Below are 16037 nucleotides of genomic sequence, written 5' to 3' on the forward strand. Positions count from 1 at the left end.
CGACACCGGCAAGGCTGGGCAGGGAACGGTGAAGCAGTGCTGAAGCTCGCCCTGCGCAACCTGTTCGAGAAGAAGATCCGCTTTGTCCTGACCACGCTGTCGGTGGTCATGGGCGTGATGTTCGTGGTCGGGACGTTCGTGCTGACCGACAGCCTGCGTTCCGCTTTCGGCGATCTGGCCCAGGACATCGCCGGCGAGACCGACCTGACGGTGCGGGCGTTCCAGGACATCGGCAACGAGGCCGACCGTCCGACCGTGCCCGACTCGCTGTTGGCAGAGATTGCCGCAGTCGACGGCGTGGCCGAGGCTGTCGGAAACGTCGCAGCGCTCAACGTCGTCATCATCGACGACGAGGGGAAGTCCATCCGGCCCCAAGGTCCGCCGGCGCTCGGACTCAGCTTCTCGCCGCAGAACCTCTACGTCATCGACGGACGAGAGCCGGCTGGCCCGGGCGAGTTCGTCGTGGATGCCACGACGGTCGAGCGAAACGACCTGGTGGTCGGGAGGATCTACGACGTCCACGGCCCGCTCAGCGCGGAGCCATTCCGACTGGTGGGCGTGTTCAACTTCGGCTCGCCGGAATCCAACACGAGTCTCGGGCAGACCATGTCGGTGTTCGAGCTGGGCACCGCACAGCGGTTCCTGGGCTACGAAGACGAAGTCGCCGAGATTCGCATCGGGGTCGACGCCGGAGCTGACCTCGAAGAAGTTCGCTCGTCAATTGAGGCATTGCTGGCGAGCCAACCGGACCAGTTCCCACCAGACCGGTTCGAAGTCATCACCCGTGAGGTCACCGCACAGGAACAGGAGGACCAGTTCGACAGCGCCGTCGACATCTTCAGCGCGATCCTGCTGGTGTTCGCGTTCATCGCGGTGTTCGTGTCGGCGTTCATCATCAACAACACGTTCCAGATCATCGTCAGCCAGCGGGTGCGCGAGATCGGGCTGTGGCGAGCGATCGGGGTGACGCCCCAACAGGTGTCGCGCTCGATCGTCATCGAGTCGGCGCTGGTGGGCTTCATCAGCACCGCCATCGGCATTGCCGGCGGCATGGTGCTCAGCGTCGTCATGCGCGCCGTGATCCGTGCGGGCGGGTTCTCGCTGCCTGCGGGGCCGCTGGCGCTTCGCCCTCGCACGCTCGTGCTGGCGATCGTCATCGGATTCGGCGTCACGATGGCAGCCTCGATCGTTCCCGCTGTGCGCTCGCGGCGGATCGCTCCGGTTGCCGCGCTGGCGCACGACTACCGCATCGATACGGGCGGGCTGCGTCGCCGAATGGTCCTGGGCAGCGCCGTCACGGGTATCGGTCTCGTCTGCCTGGCGCTGGGCATGTTCGCCGACCTCGATACCGAACCCGTGCTCGCGCTGACCGGCGTCGGCGCGCTTGTCACCTTTGTCGGCATCAACATCGCCAGCCCAGTGATCGCCCGTCCGGTCGCCCGAGGGCTCGGCCGACCCATTCAGGCCGTGTTCGGTGTTCCGGGCAAGCTCGCCCGCGAGAACGCAGCGCGCAGTCCCCGCCGCACCGCATCGACCGCGGGTGCGCTGATGATCGGCTTGGCGCTGGTGTCGATCGCTGCCGTCGTTGGCGCATCGGTGCGCAAGACCGTGGTCGAGACGCTGTCCGACGCCGTGCAGTCCGACTACTTCGTGCAGACCGAGCAAGCCGGTTTCGATCCGACGGCCGGCTTCTCGGCTCAGGTGGCGGACGACCTCGATGTGCTGGACGTCATTGACAGCACCATCTCGCTGCGCGTGGCGTTCGGCGGCATGAACGTCGATGGTGTGAGCCGCGACATCGTCACCACCGACTTCGACGTGGTCGAGGAACACCTCGACGGCAACGTCGTCTCTGGCGGCTTCGCCGGTTCCGATCCGCGCACCAGCGTGGCGCTGCATGTCGATCCTGCCGGGGATCTGGGTATCGCCGTCGGGGACACGCTGGAAGCGACCTTCCCCGACAACGAGACCGACACGCTCACGGTGGTAGCGATCTACACCGACGCGGTCATCTACGGCAACTGGGTCATCGACAACGTCGTGTGGGACGAGCACTTCGTACGTCGCGACGTTCGGTTTGTGAGCGTGACGGTCGCGGGCATGCGCGAGCTGACGGCGGAGAACTTTCCCGAGCTGAGCACTGAGGCACTGGCCCAGCGCCGCGGCGATCTGCTCGAACGCAGCCGCGTTGAGGTGGAAAAGGTGATGGCGGCCTACCCGGGCCTCAAGGCGGAGAACCGGGTGGAATTCCGCGAGAGCCAGGAGCAACTGCTGGATTCGTTCCTCGCCACGATTACCGGGCTGTTGGGCCTTGCATTGGTGATCGCGCTGGTGGGCATCACCAACACGCTGGCGCTGTCGGTGTTCGAGCGGACCCGCGAGATCGGCTTGCTGCGCGCCGTGGGCATGACCCGGCGCCAGCTCCGGCGGGCGGTGCGGTGGGAGGCCGCCATCGTGGCCACGTTCGGCGGGCTGCTCGGCGTCGTGGTCGGTGTGGTGCTGGGCATCGCAGCCGCCCTGGCGTTGCCCGACTCGTTCGTCACTGACGTCGATGTGCCTGTCGGCTCACTCGTGATCTACGTGGCCGTCGCCGGGCTGGCCGGTCTGCTGGCGGCCGTGCTGCCCGCCCGACGCGCCGGCCGAATGAACATCCTCGAAGCAATCGCGCACGAGTAGCACCCGTCGGCTGTGAGGATTTGAAGCGTCGACACCTGACCCGGCGGCGGGCCGTTTCTACACTGTCGTGATGAGTTGCCCGGTGTGCGCCACAGAAGTGCCGCCGAGCGCGCGCTATTGCCCGAGTTGCGGCAATCTGCTGGTCCAGACCGAGGAACGCCGTGTCGTCACGGTGCTGTTCAGCGACCTTGTCGGATTCACCTCGATGGGCGAGGCGGCTGACCCTGAAGAGCTGAAGCACATGGTGGATCGGTGCTTCCAACGGCTCGTGGCCGACATCACTGCTTTCGGCGGCACGGTTGACAAGATCATCGGCGACGCCATCCTGGCGCTGTTCGGCGCGCCGACCGCTCACGAGGACGATCCCGAGCGGGCGCTGCGGGCCGCATTCCGGATGCAACGTTCGCTGGAGGACTTCAACGCCGAGCGCGGGCTGGACCTGCAGATGCGCATCGGCATCAACACCGGTGAGGTGCTGGTGGGCGCGCTGGCGGCCGGTGGCGACTACACCGCCATGGGCGACACCGTCAATATCGCCAGCCGGCTGCAGACCATCGCGGAAGCCGGCGAGGTGCTCGTGGGCGGAGCGACACACGCTGCCACGTCGGGCGTCGTGGAGTACACGCCCCGGGGCGAGATCGGTCTGCGGGGACGTGACGAGCCGGTTGAGGTGTTTGTCGCCAGCGGCGAGCTGGCACCGCCGGGTCGTCGCCGCAGTGCGTCGCTGTCGCCGCTGGTCGGACGCGATCTGGAGTACGCGCTGCTGCAATCCGCCCTCGACACTTCTGTCGCTCGCCGCCGCGCCCAGCTGGTCCAGATCGTCGCCGAGGCCGGCATGGGCAAGACCCGTCTCGCGCGCGAGGCGGCCGCGGAAGCCGAAGCGCGCCACGGCGCGATCGTGCTCGAAAGCATGGCGCTGCCCTACGACGAGACAAATCCACTGCGCTGCATCGGCGATGCCATCGCAAGTGCTGCAGGCGTCGGCAGCAACGATTCCACGGTGGTCGCGACCCGACGAATCTCGTCACTGGTGGCCGACGTGCTGCAGCCGCAATCCGCCGATTTCTCCGAGCCAGACTCATTCGCAGCAGGGAGCTACGAAGAGATCGATGAGATCACCGATGTTGTGCTGGCGGTGCTGGGCCGCGTCGGCTCGGGCGACGCCGCGGAGATCGAGTGGCGTGCCGAAGCCACCTTGCGATCGCTGCGCCGGTTCCTCGGAGCGCTCGCCCGCCGACGGCCAGTCGTGCTGCTGCTCAGCGACGTCCATTGGGCCGACGAGCGGTTGCTGTTGTTGCTCGAGCAGCTGCTGGCGTCGCTGGCGACACAGCCGTTCGTCGTCATCACGACCGCCCGCTGGACCGTGGACGAGCAACGCTGGCAAGTGCCTCCGGGCCGCCACAGCACGGTCGTGCTCAACCTCGATCCGCTCAGCCGAGAAGCCACGACGGAGCTGGTCGCCGAGCTGCTGGGGGCCAATGTGCACGCGCACATCGCCGAGCAGCTCTACGAACGCAGCGGAGGCAACCCATTCTTCCTCGAAGAGATCAGCGTGCTGCTTCGTGAAGCCGGCGTTGTCGGCCCGGGGGCGCGGTCTGACCACGAAGAGCGCTCAATAGCGGAGCTGCCGCACACGCTGCGCGGTCTGGTCGCTGCGCGCCTCGACGCGCTGAGTGCTCCCGAGCGCCGCTTGGTGGACGCGGCATCGGTCATCGGGGGCGGCGGTTCGGTCTCCGATCTGCTGGCACTGGCCGCGCCCGACGTCGACGCCGACCTCGACGCCGACGCCGACGCCGACTCGGTTCGCGACAGTGTCTTCCAGCGCCTCGTGGACAAGGACATCCTCACCAGCGAGACCGACTCGTGGACCTTCCGCAGCGATGTGGTGCGCGACGTGGCCTACAGCATGCTCACCAAGGTGGCGCGAGCCGAGCGGCATCTCGATGTCGCGTTGTGGCTGGCGCAGAATCGCGATGATCCGTCCGGCGAATCGGTCGGCGTGATTGCGGATCACTTCGCCTCTGCTGTCGAGCTCGGCGCCGGCGACCAAGCCGGGCGAGCCGACGCCGCCGCAGCCGAGATCGGCGGACCTGGTCGCACTGCCCCCAAGCGCAACGACGAGGACCCCTTCGAGGGCGGCATGTCCGAGGTCGCCATCGAGTGGCTGGGGCGGGCCGGCGCGTGGGCCGCCGCGCGTGACAGTCACTATGCGGCTGCCCAGTTCTACCAGCGCGCCATCGAGCTGCTGGGCGACGCCGATCCGCGTCTCATCGACATGGCGCTGGGCCGCGCGGCCGCACGCCTGCGCCTCGGCGAGCTGCACGGAGCGCGCGCCGACGCGGAGTTGGCCCGCGCGCTCGCAACGCTCGACGGAAACCGCATCGCGGCAGCGCACGGCCTGCGGGTGCTGGGCGAGATCGCGCTCGCCGAGGACGACCACGCTGCCGCCGACAAGCTGCTGGCCGACGCGCTGGATCAGTTCCGCACCATGGGCGAGGTGCGTGAAGCGGCCGAGACGCTGCGGCTGCGGGGCCTCGCGTCGCTGCGCGGTGGCGACTACGGGCGTGCCGACCGCTACATCAACGAGGCGAACGGCACCTTCGGACATCTCGGCGACGAGACAGGTGCGGCGTGGTGTTTGCAGAATCTGGCCTGGCTGTCGTTCGAACAAGGCCTGATCGCCGAGGCCGGTGATCGGCTGCACACCGCCATCGAGCGTTTCAGCGAGCTGGGCGACATGCTCGGGCTGGCGACCGCCCAAGGTCTGCTGGCCTTCCTGCGATTCCACGCCGGCCAGCGCGACGAGGCCGAGGATCTGGCCCACATGGTGCATGGCATCGCGCACGAGCGGGGCGAGCGTTTCACCGAGGCGATGATGGATTTGCTGCTGGCGTCACTCGGATTGTGGTCTGGGCGAGCGTTGGCCGCGGTCGACCGTGCCCGTGCAGCCGAGCACGTCTTCCGCCAGGTGCACAGCGACTTCGGCGTCGTGCAGGCGCTGGGTTTGCTGGGCCGGTCCTTTGCCGCGGTCGGCGAGCTGCAGCGCAGCCGCGCTGTGCTCGCGGAGTGCTTCCAGCGGGCGACCGACATGCCCGGGCGGCCGCTTGAGGGCTTTGCGCGTGCCGTTCGTGCCGGTGCCGCCGTGCAGATGGGCAGCCCCGAGTCGGCGATGGAAGAACTGCTGCGGGCCGGCTGGGATGCCCGTTCGGGCTTCGACGACCCCGCCGCGCCCCCGGTGCCCGTCCGCTCGGGACCGAACGAGCGGACCGCGGTCATCGGCTTGCTCGACTTGGAGGTCTCGCTGGGACTGGCGCTGCTGCAACTCGGACGTCCCGAGGATGCGGTCACCGCGCTCGAGGCCGTGCCGGTCGAAGAGGGCCTGCCGTCCACCTACCTCAATTCCAGCTTGGCGATGGCCTACGTCTCGGTGGGCCGAACCGCCGAGGCCCTGGAGCGGTCCCGGGCTGCGATGGCCAGCGGCACCGGCACCTATCTCGATGTGCGCACGGCCCTCGTGGCCAGGGCGCTGGCGCACGCGCGCGACGCAGATCGTCCCGCGATGGAGGCCACCTTCGAGCAGGTCATGAACATCATCGACGAAACCGACAGCCGGCTCAGCCAGGCCGTCGTGCGCCTCGCTCGGGCGATCGGGCACGAGGCCTTCGACGCTCCCGACACTGCCGATCTGCAGGCCGAAACCGAGATGGCCATCATCCAGCTCGGCGCTCGCCCGACAGGCTGGGAGACGGCGTTCCGGCTGGCTGCGGGACTCAGCGTGAGCAAAGAAGTCGTCAGCGGCACGCTGCCTGAGGCGATCCCGTACCCGGGTGACTCCGATCAGCCCGCACACCCCGGCCGGTAGGGTCGCCGCATGTCCCAGCCTGCCGACAGGGTGCTGGTCACCAAGATCGGTCTCGACGGGCACGACCGCGGTGTGAAGGTCGTTGCGCGCATGTTGCGCGATGCCGGATTCGAGGTCATCTACACGGGCCTGTTCCAGACACCGCAGAGCGTGGTGGCGGCCGCGATCGATGAGGATGTAGACGCCATCGGCGTCTCGATGCTGTCGGGGGCCCACGAGGTGCTCGTGCCGCTCGTCACTGCGGGCCTCGCCGAAGCTGGCGCTGACATACCGGTGATCCTGGGCGGCATCGTGCCCGACGGCGACCTCGAATCCATGCAGCAAGCCGGTGTGGCGGCGGTGCTGACTCCAGGCGCTTCCTCGGCGGAAGTGGTCGCCGCAGTGCGCGACGCAATCGACCGCTCCCGCGCCGCTCGCAGCCAGTAGCAGCCGCGGGTCTCCGCGAATTGGGGCAGGCCGGTAGATTGCCCGGCGTGCCTATGGAGAAAATTGGGGTGGTGGGCTGCGGCCTGATGGGGTCCGGCATCGCCGAGGTGGCTGCTCGCAGCGGTTGTGACGTCAAGGTCGTCGAAGTCAACGACGAGGCGCTGGCGGCCGGCATGGCTCGCATCGAGCGCAGCTTGAACCGTGCCGTCAATGCAGGGAAGCTGGACGAGGCCGGGCGCGAGGCCGCGCTCGGCGCCATGTCGTTCTCTGAGGACCTCGGCGACATGGCCGACCGTGAGTTCGTCATTGAGGCGATCATCGAGTCCGAGGCCGCCAAGCTCGACGTCTTCGAGCATCTGTCGAAAGTGGTGGTGGACCCGAACGCGGTGATGGCGTCGAACACGTCAGCCATCCCGATCATGAAGCTGGCCATGGCCACCGACCGGCCGCAGCAAGTCATCGGCATGCATTTCTTCAACCCCGTGCCTGTCATGGGCCTCGTCGAGGTGATCTCGTCGCTGCTGACAGGTGAGGAAACTGCCGCGAAGTGCCGGGCGTTCGCAACGGATCGGCTGGGCAAGCGGGTGGTGAACAGCGGGGACCGGGCCGGCTTCGTGGTCAACGCCCTGCTGATCCCGTACATCCTGTCTGGGGTGCGAATGCTGGAGTCAGGCTTCGCGTCCACCGAGGACATCGATGCCGGCATGGTGCTGGGCTGCAACCACCCGATGGGCCCGCTCGCGCTGTGCGACCTCATCGGGCTCGACACCACCATGGCCGTGGCCGAGTCGCTGTACGAGGAATTCCGCGAGCAGCTCTACGCACCGCCTCCGATGCTCAGCCGCATGTGCGACGCCGGGCTGCTGGGTCGCAAGACCGGCCGGGGCTTCTACACCTACGGCAGCTAGCGGTTCGCCGGCGTGTCAGCGGGCACAGAGACCGTCGAGGTGCCGGCGGGCATCAACGCAGTCTCCGTCAGCGCATGGTTCGCGCAGAATGTCCCGCAGGCCGCTGCGCCGTTGCGGTTCGAGCTGATTGCGGGCGGCCGTTCCAACCTGACCTACCGGGTGCACTGCGCCGACGGCAACTCGGTGGTACTGCGGCGGCCGCCGCTGGGTCATGTGCTTGCCACTGCGCACGACATGGGCCGCGAGCACAAGATCATCTCCGGCGTCGGGCTCACCGATGTTCCCGTGCCGGCCACGATCGCACTCTGCGAAGACCCCGAAGTCAACGATGCGCCGTTCTATGTCATGAGCTACGAGCAAGGCGCAGTGCTGCACTCGGCGGACGAGTCCGCGCTGGTGCCCGACGCCGAGCGCATGCCGCTCAGCCGCCGGGTGGCCGATGTGCTGGCCGAACTGCACGCCATCGAGCCTGACGATGTCGGCTTGGGCGACCTCGGTCGGCGCGAGGACTATCTGGGGCGCCAGCTGCGGCGCTGGACCCGCCAATGGGAGCAGTCCAAGACGCGAGAGCTCCCGATCATGGACGAGGTCGCAGCCGTTCTGGCGGCCCGCAAGCCCGACCAGATCGGGGCCGCGATCGTTCACGGCGACTACCGGTTGGGGAACATGCTGACTGGTGCCCGTCCGACTGGTGCCCGTCCGACTGGTGCCCGTCCGACTGGTGCCCGTCCGACTGGGCACTGGGGGATCGTCGCCGTGCTCGACTGGGAGCTGTGCACCCTCGGCGACCCGCTCGCAGATGTGGGCTTCCTCATGAACAACTGGGTGTCGCCCGACGAGCCGTCTGCGGGCTCCTCCGCGCCGACCCAAGCCGGCGGTTTCGCTTCGCGCACCCAGATGCTCGACTGGTACTGCGATGCATCGGGCCGCGATGTGTCCGGCGTCGAGTACTACCGCGCGTTCTCATACTGGCGATTGGCTGCTATATCCGAGGGTGTGCTGAACCGGTATCTGCACGGCGCCATGGCTGACGCGCAGGAGACCGACACGAGTGTGTTCCGCGACTCGGTCGACTTCCTGTCGGCAAGCGCCGCCGAACGCCTCGCCATCCGCTGATGACCGCCACCGATCCCAACCCGAGCACCCCTGCCGAGCCGGAAGGGGACGACGAACCGACGCCTCCAGCCCAAGCGCCGGATCTGGCGACTGGGATGGTTGACGAGTCGCCGGCGAAGATCGCCCGCGAGCCGCTGGCCCGTCCGGGATGCCTGCTGACTGCCATTGCGAGCGCGGTCGGGGCGATCGTCGGCGCTGTGGTGACGGGCGTCATTCTGCTGGTGGCCCTGAGCGGCGACGACGGCAACGGCACGTCAGAGTCGGTCACCGCGTCGCCAAGCGCTGTCTCGGCTACGTCGGCGCCCATCGGCACCTCACCGTCAACTGCGGTGGAGGTCGCTGCGTCCGGTGTCGAACAAGCCGAATTGGGAGACCAGGCGACGGGGGGCGATGCTGAGATCGCCGACGCTGGTTCGCCCGATGCACAATCGCGGCCGATCCTGGACGGGACGATAAGCGACGAGCTGCTCAGGTCAGAGCTCGCACGACTGCTCGCCGCAGCCGACGAAGCACCCCTTACTGCTGACGATGTCGTCGGCACCCCGCCGGTACTTACCGAGGCCGACTTCGCCTACTGGGATCGACTGCTCCGCGGCGAGTCGGGCGAACCCGGCGCGCCGCTGGGCAATCGCCTGCAGCAGATCAACGTGAAGGCCGTGCTCGAAGCGGTGCAAGAAGCTGTCGTCATCGTGCGCGTCACGACCGCCGACGGCGAGGGAGGCGGTTCGGGTTTCGTCGTGACACCGCAGGGACGCATCGTCACCAACGCGCACGTGGTTGCTGACGCCGAGACCATCGAGGTGCGCTTCTTCGGCGGTGCGCAGATGACCGCCGAGGTCATCGCCGTCGATCCGACGCGCGATCTTGCGGTGCTCCAGGTCGAGGCCGACGGCCTGCCCACGGTCAAGCTCGGCTCCAGCGACGGCGTCGAAGTCGGCGATGAGGTGATCGCGATCGGGAACGCCATCGGCATCATCGGCGAGCCGACGGTCACGAGGGGCATCGTTTCGGGGCTCGAACGCTCCATCGAGCTCGAAGACGACACTCGGCTAGTACGCCTCATCCAAACAGATGCAGCCATCAATCTGGGCAACTCTGGGGGTCCGCTGGTGAATGCCGCCGGAGAGGTCATCGGGGTCAATACTGCGATCGCCGGCGGACGTGTCGAGGGCATCGGGTTCGCCATCTCGATCGACCACGCCCGCCCGATCATCGACCTGCTCCTCGAAGGCGTCGTCAAGGCCAAGGCGTACCTCGGCGTTCGGATCATCTCCGTCGAGGACTTCCTCGCCGACAACTCCGACGACCCCGTCACCGACGATCCCCTCGAGGGCTTGGGCGACTCTGGACCTGAGACCGTCGAGCCGGGGCCCGATCCGGCCGACGAGCTCGCCGACATCGAGGTGCCCGCCGGCATCACGCAGGGTGCGCTCGTGGTCGGCGTCGACGAGGGCGAGGCTGCCGACCTCGCCGGCATCGAGCGCGGCGAGATCATCGTGGAGTTCAACGGCACCGAGATCACGAGCAGCCTCGATCTTGTGAACGAGATCCTGGCGCTGGTGCCCGGTGACAGCGCCGAGATGGCGGTCGTCGGCACTGACGGCAGCCGGCGGACGATCGAGGTGGAGCTGGGGTCGTTCGACACCGAAGCGTCCTAGGACCCTGGCGGGCAGCGAGCGGCGCGCCTGCAGCTCCGGTTCGCGATACTTCTTGGTCGGGTCGCCCTGTCGAGCCGTCGTGGCTGGCGTGGGACCATCGAGCCACACACAACAAAGGGAGTGCTCACGATGCCAGATCGAGTCTTTGACACCGGAACCGAGGACCTCGCGGTCGAGGTGACCGACGGCGTGATGACCATCACGCTGAACCGGCCCGAACGCCGCAATGCAATGTCCACGCCCATGATGGACGGTCTCGTGGCCGCCATTGCCGACGCTGAGATAGCGAGCGATGTGGGTGCGCTGGTGCTGACTGGGGCCGGCGGCGCGTTCTGCGCCGGCGGCGACGTGAAGGGGATGGCCGCAGCCGGTGGCGAGGGCGGCGGCAGCCCGCTGCAGTACGACGCGCGTGTGCATCGGCAGCGCCGCAGCCAGCGTGACACCTCCGGGAAGCTCTACGAGATGCCCAAGCCGACCATTGCTGCGCTGCCCGGCGCCGCAGCGGGGGCAGGGCTGTCGATCGCTCTGGCGTGCGACCTGCGCTACGCCACACCCAACGCCGTGATGACCACGGCGTTCGCCCGTGTCGGCTTCAGCGGCGACTACGGCGGCACGTGGTTCATGTCGCGCCTTGTCGGCTCGGCCAAGGCCCGCGAGCTGTACTACCTGTCCGATCGCGTCGACATGGACCAAGCGGTTTCGCTGGGTTTGGTGAACGGCGTGTTCGGTGCTGAGAGCCTGATGGACGAGGTGGGTGCGGTCGCTCGCCGGCTTGCGAACGGGCCGACGGTGGCCTTCCGGTACATGAAGGAAAACCTGAACCGGGCCGTCAGCGGCGACATGGGCGAGTGCTTGGACATGGAAGCGGCGCACCATATTCACTGCGGGCAGACCGACGATCACAAGGAAGCGGCCCAGGCCTTCGTGGACAAGCGCGAGCCGGTCTTTCACGGCCGGTAGCTGACTCGCCCGCCAGGCGCTTGGGCTCAGCGTGGCCGTTTGAGCGGTTTCCTAAGGCCGATTTGTTTTTTGGCTGGCCGGTGGTGAGCGGGCCGTACGATTGAGCGGATGCGCAGCCAGATCGACCCCGGACGGGTTGATTTGTCGCGGGTGCCGAGGGTGCCGAGGATGCCTGCAGCGCCGGTGGCGACGCCGGCCATTCAGCGCGTTGATGGCGCTCAGCCGCAGCCGGCGCCCGCTGCGGATGGACAGGGTCCGCCGCGTCGTCCCCGAGCTCGCGAAGCGGTGTCGGGACGGGCTTGGCGGGCGCTCACCGTGGCGTCGCTGGGCACGGTGCTCGTCGGCTTCAACAGCACTGCAACAAACATCGCGCTGGATGCGATCCAGGAGAGCTACGTCGGTGCCACAGCGGCCGATGTGGGGTGGGGCATCGCTGGCTTCATGGTCGGCACGGCCGCGTTCTTGCCGCTGGCAGGCCGCTTGGCTGACCGCACCGGGCGCAAGCGGATGTTCCTGACGGGCCTTGCGCTGTTCGCACTGTCCGCGGTCGCCTCGGCGCTGGCACCCACCGTGTGGACGCTCAATCTGGCCCGGGTACTGCAAGCCGTCGGCGGCGCTGCGATCCTGCCGGCCTCGCTCAGCTTGGTGCTGCCGCTCTTTCCTGCGTCACGGCGCACCACCGCAGTCGGTCTGTGGTCCGCTGCCGGTCCCCTGGCTGCCGGCATTGCCCCGGGGGTGGCCGCGGTCGTGTTGGGGGCAGCCGGCTGGCGGGTTCTGTACTTCGTGAGCGCTCCCGTCGCCGCGCTGATGTTCGTGGTGGCGTGGCGGGTCCTCACCGAACTGCCGACACCCGAGATTTCTCATCGGCTCGACGTCACCGGAGCGGCAGCAGGGACGGTGGGGCTCGCCGCGTTGGTCACCGCAATCATGCAGGGCAGCCGGGTCTGGGGCTGGACGTCGCCGGTCACACTCGCCGTAGCGGCCGTTGGTGTGGGCGCGTTCGCCTGGTTTGTCACCAGTTCGCTGCGCCATCCCGAGCCGCTGCTCAACCTGCAGTTGCTGCGCCGACGGGGCGTGTGGGTGACGCAGTTGGCCAACTTCCTGGTGGGCGTGTCGTCGCAGGCGATCTGGCTGATCTGGCCGCTGTTCATGTTCAACTTCTGGCAGTACTCCGAGAACCAAGTCGGACTCGGCGTCACGGTCGGGCCCATCGTGGCGGGCGCGTCCACGGTGTTCTTCAGCCGGCTGGGCGAACGATGGAGCGCTATCACGCTTTGCCGCACCGGTGCGGCCATACAGATCATGGCCATCGGATGGCAGGTGGTTCGGCTGGGCACTCAGGCCGACTATCTCCGCGAAATGGCACCCACCATCGCGCTGTTCGGGTTGGGCTGGGGCATGTGTGTGCCACTGCTCAACAGCGTGGCGCTGGCCTGGGTGGACGAGTCGTACTTCGGCGAGGTCAGCGGTCTGTTCAACACGCTGCGGTACGCGGCCTCGGCGATCGGCATCGCTGGCTTGTTCGCGCTGCTGAAGCAGGACTCCGGCGAGGGCGCGCTCGTCTACTACCAGCATGTGCTGGTGTTCTTCCTGGTCTTCGCGATTGCTGCATTCGCGTCGCTCTGGATCCCCATCGGCCGATCGGACCGCTCAAGCAGGTAGTAGTCGATATTGGCAATTGGTGGTATGCAGGCGTGTATGGCACGCTGAGCATCCGTGACATTGGCGCAGATGCTCGACGTGTTCGCTCTCGCAGCGATCGCCTGCAACGTCGCGACCGTGGGCTTGACGGTTGCGACGATGCGGCGGCGGCACAATCAGCGCTTCGGACGCGTCGCGAACTACCGCCAATCTGCCGCGATGAGCACCCATGCCTTCTTGAGCTTCGCCGCGCTGTTGGCGATCGGGGCGTCGCTGGGCTCGCTGTACCTGTCTGAGATTGCCCATCTCGAGCCGTGTCGCTGGTGCTGGTTCCAGCGCATCGCCATGTACCCGCTGGCGTTCGTTCTGGCTGTGGGATGGCTGCGGCGGGATCAGGGCGTTCACGTGTACACGTTGCCGATGTGCGTTGTGGGGGCTGCGATGTCCATGTGGCACTACCTGCTGCAGCTGTTCCCGACGCTCGAGGGCAGCACAACGTGCAGCATCACCAGCCCGTGCACGGTGCGATACGCGTGGGAGTTCGGCTTCGTGTCCATCCCCTACATGGCCGGCAGCGTGTTCATCCTGGTTGGGGTGCTGTTGAACCTCTCGCGTCGCCGTTCCTGACCCTGTGCGGCTGGTGACCATGCACCAGTGCACTTGGCTCCTACGGTTGAGGCCATGACTAACAGGAGAGCGACCGAGCGATGAGGCAGTTGCTGAACAGGTTGATTCCCCGGACGACAGGCGGCTGCTGGGCGGCTGCCGCCGTCTGTGCGGCGGGAGCCGCGCTGGCCTTCTTCCTGGCCTTCTTCGTGTTTGGCTTCCACCTGATCTTCGTAGACGAGGTGGTGGACGAGGAGGCCCCCGAGTTCGCGGTGGCTCTTGGCGAGACCGACATCGACGATCTCATCAGTGCGGCTGTGGCCGGCGGTGATTCGAGTGCCCTCGCCGAGCAGCGGGAGTCGCTCCAAGCCGGCATGGACCGCATGCGCGAAGAAGCGCTTGCCGATGGCTCGGATGACGCGATGGGAGTCATGTACGGCGAGCTCGACATCATGCGCGAGGGGGTTGCCCGGCTGGCAGCCGCCGAAGAGCAGATGTTGGGCCCTGACGAGGCTGCACAGCTCGCCGCCGAACGCGAGCGAGAGAAGGCCGAAATGATGGGCGCGGCCGAGGCGATGGCCGCCGATGAGGGCGCTGTGCGGGTCGCCGCGGTGGGCAGCTTCATTTCGCGGTCGCATCCTTCTTCGGGCACCGCTGCGGTGCTGACTGACGGCACGCAGACGTTTCTGCGTTTCGACGACGACTTTGCGACCGACAACGGACCCGACCTGAACGTGTACCTCTCGGCAGCGAGGCCCAACGACTCGGTCGGCGATCTGGCTTCGGACTTCATCGACCTCGGCGACATGAAGGGCAACATCGGCGCGCAGAACTATGAGGTGCCTGCTGGCACCGACCTGGACCGGTATCGCACCGTGGTGATCTGGTGCGTTCGTTTCAGCGTGGCCTTCGGAGCTGCCGAGCTCGCCCCCGTCGGTTGAGTCAAGCAGCTCTCATGAAACGAACGTTGAGGTGGAGGTAGGCGTTGGTGTTGGGGTGCTTCGCCCAGATGTCCTGCCACTCCGGGCTGCCGAGTGTCACCCGGAAGCCTTCCTCGCGGGCGGCCCTGCTGGGCCAGCGGATGATCCAGCACACGTTCGGCTGACCATTGGGGGACACCACCGGGGCGGATCCGGCGACTTCGGGCTCGTGGCCGTCATCCACCCAGAAGTCGATGACGTCCAGGTTGGCCCTCAGCCAGGGCCCAGCGAGCTCGGACGCCCATTCCCGATAGGCCTCGAACCACTCCGCTTCGATGGTGTAGTCCCGGATTTCCACAATTGCCTCAGATGCCTCAGGCATGGCTGTTCCTTTCGCTGGTTGCAGACGTTTCGCACATTCTCCCAGGCGGGTGTGATCAGGCGGGTTGCCCGGCTGACGGGATGGCTTGGATGTCTTGGATCACGTCGGGCGGCAGGTCGGCAGCGATGTCGGCGGCCACACTGGCGTTGACCTCGTCGACCAGTCCGTCGAAGTGCTCGGATATGGCACCGGCGATCTCGTCGTGACGGCCGACGGCGGCGAACAGCCGCACCACGTCATCGTCGACGCAGCCGGCCATCTGGCCCCAGCCGTCGTTGCGTGAGAGATGGTTGAGCCGTTCGCCCAGCTCGCCCAGGTCGTGCTGTTCGAGCACTGGCCAGTACGCCCGGGTGCTGCCGTAGAAACCGATCCGGTAGCGAACCCACTCGACCATCCGGTCCACGGTCTCGTCGTCGGGCCCGGTGCAGATGAACCCGCCGCCGGTCACCCAGAAGTCGCTGCGGCTGCGCCCGGCCCGGTCGAGCCCGGTCTGCAGCTGCGGGATGACGTGTTCTCGCAGGTAGTCCGGCGTGCAGAAGCCGTGTAGGCGGACGCCGTCGCAGTGCTGTCCGGCGACCCGCAGCATGGCCGGGCCGACCGCAGCGATCATGATCGGCGGCGCCGGGCCCTCGAGCGGCTCGGGCGTGAAGTTGGGCGTCATGAGAGAGAAGCGGTAGTGCTCGCCGTCGTAGTCGAGCCGTTCGCCTGTGGCCCACGTGTTCCAGATGGCCCGGATCGCCTGCACGTATTCGGCCATGCGGGGCGCCGGCGCCGACCACGGCACGCTGAACCGCCGCTCGTTGTGCCCCTTCACCTGGCTGCCGAGGCCGAGCACGAATCGCCCGTTCCGACGCCGCCTGCAAGTCCCACGCCGTCGAGGCC

The 16037-nt window shown here is 67.5% G+C and carries 12 protein-coding genes; 10 read left to right on the plus strand and 2 right to left on the minus strand.

Annotated elements, in window-relative coordinates; all coding sequences use genetic code 11:
- Positions 1–36 precede the first annotated feature (36 nt).
- The 10 genes from ACOOHB_RS01525 (at position 37) to ACOOHB_RS01570 (ending at position 14794) form a co-directional block, all read left to right on the plus strand.
- The gene (locus tag ACOOHB_RS01525) at positions 37–2676 is read left to right on the plus strand and encodes an ABC transporter permease (protein ID WP_420443068.1); all 2640 of its coding nucleotides are present in this window, start codon (positions 37–39) and stop codon (positions 2674–2676) included.
- 70 nt (positions 2677–2746) lie between these two features.
- Positions 2747–6538, plus strand: coding sequence for an adenylate/guanylate cyclase domain-containing protein (locus tag ACOOHB_RS01530; protein ID WP_420443069.1), 3792 nt, complete (start codon positions 2747–2749; stop codon positions 6536–6538).
- A 9-nt stretch (positions 6539–6547) separates the two neighbouring features.
- Positions 6548–6964: a cobalamin B12-binding domain-containing protein gene (locus tag ACOOHB_RS01535; RefSeq protein ID WP_419921908.1), complete on the plus strand. Its 417-nt coding sequence runs from the start codon at positions 6548–6550 to the stop codon at positions 6962–6964.
- Positions 6965–7017: 53 nt separating this feature from the next.
- The gene (locus ACOOHB_RS01540) at positions 7018–7872 is read left to right on the plus strand and encodes a 3-hydroxybutyryl-CoA dehydrogenase (RefSeq protein ID WP_420443155.1); all 855 of its coding nucleotides are present in this window, start codon (positions 7018–7020) and stop codon (positions 7870–7872) included.
- 12 nt (positions 7873–7884) lie between these two features.
- Positions 7885–8988 (plus strand): phosphotransferase family protein, encoded by a 1104-nt coding sequence (locus ACOOHB_RS01545; RefSeq protein ID WP_420443070.1) that lies wholly within the window; start codon positions 7885–7887, stop codon positions 8986–8988.
- Positions 8988–10646 carry a S1C family serine protease gene (locus ACOOHB_RS01550; RefSeq protein WP_420443071.1) on the plus strand — a complete coding sequence of 553 codons (1659 nt, stop codon included), beginning with the start codon at positions 8988–8990 and terminating at the stop codon, positions 10644–10646. The genes ACOOHB_RS01545 and ACOOHB_RS01550 overlap by 1 nt, the downstream gene beginning before the upstream one ends.
- A 129-nt stretch (positions 10647–10775) precedes the next feature.
- Positions 10776–11606, plus strand: a complete 831-nt coding sequence (locus ACOOHB_RS01555) for an enoyl-CoA hydratase-related protein (protein ID WP_419921911.1) — start codon at positions 10776–10778, stop codon at positions 11604–11606.
- 168 nt (positions 11607–11774) lie between these two features.
- Positions 11775–13268, plus strand: a complete 1494-nt coding sequence (locus tag ACOOHB_RS01560) for an MFS transporter (protein ID WP_420443072.1) — start codon at positions 11775–11777, stop codon at positions 13266–13268.
- Positions 13269–13322: 54 nt separating this feature from the next.
- Positions 13323–13874, plus strand: a complete 552-nt coding sequence (locus ACOOHB_RS01565) for a disulfide bond formation protein B (protein ID WP_420443073.1) — start codon at positions 13323–13325, stop codon at positions 13872–13874.
- 80 nt (positions 13875–13954) lie between these two features.
- Positions 13955–14794, plus strand: a complete 840-nt coding sequence (locus tag ACOOHB_RS01570) for a DM13 domain-containing protein (protein WP_420443074.1) — start codon at positions 13955–13957, stop codon at positions 14792–14794.
- A 1-nt stretch (position 14795) separates the two neighbouring features.
- Here the strand turns inward: ACOOHB_RS01570 and ACOOHB_RS01575 are convergent, their stop codons facing one another.
- Positions 14796–15155: a hypothetical protein gene (locus ACOOHB_RS01575; RefSeq protein WP_420443075.1), complete on the minus strand. Its 360-nt coding sequence runs from the start codon at positions 15153–15155 to the stop codon at positions 14796–14798.
- A gap of 55 nt (positions 15156–15210) precedes the next feature.
- A complete protein-coding gene (locus tag ACOOHB_RS01580) occupies positions 15211–15990 on the minus strand; it encodes a TIGR03617 family F420-dependent LLM class oxidoreductase (RefSeq protein WP_420443076.1) in 780 nt (259 codons plus the stop codon).
- Between the last annotated feature and the right edge of the window lie 47 nt (positions 15991–16037).

Source organism: Candidatus Poriferisodalis sp. (assembly GCF_965215815.1).
Taxonomy (GTDB): Bacteria; Actinomycetota; Acidimicrobiia; order Acidimicrobiales; family Poriferisodalaceae; genus Poriferisodalis.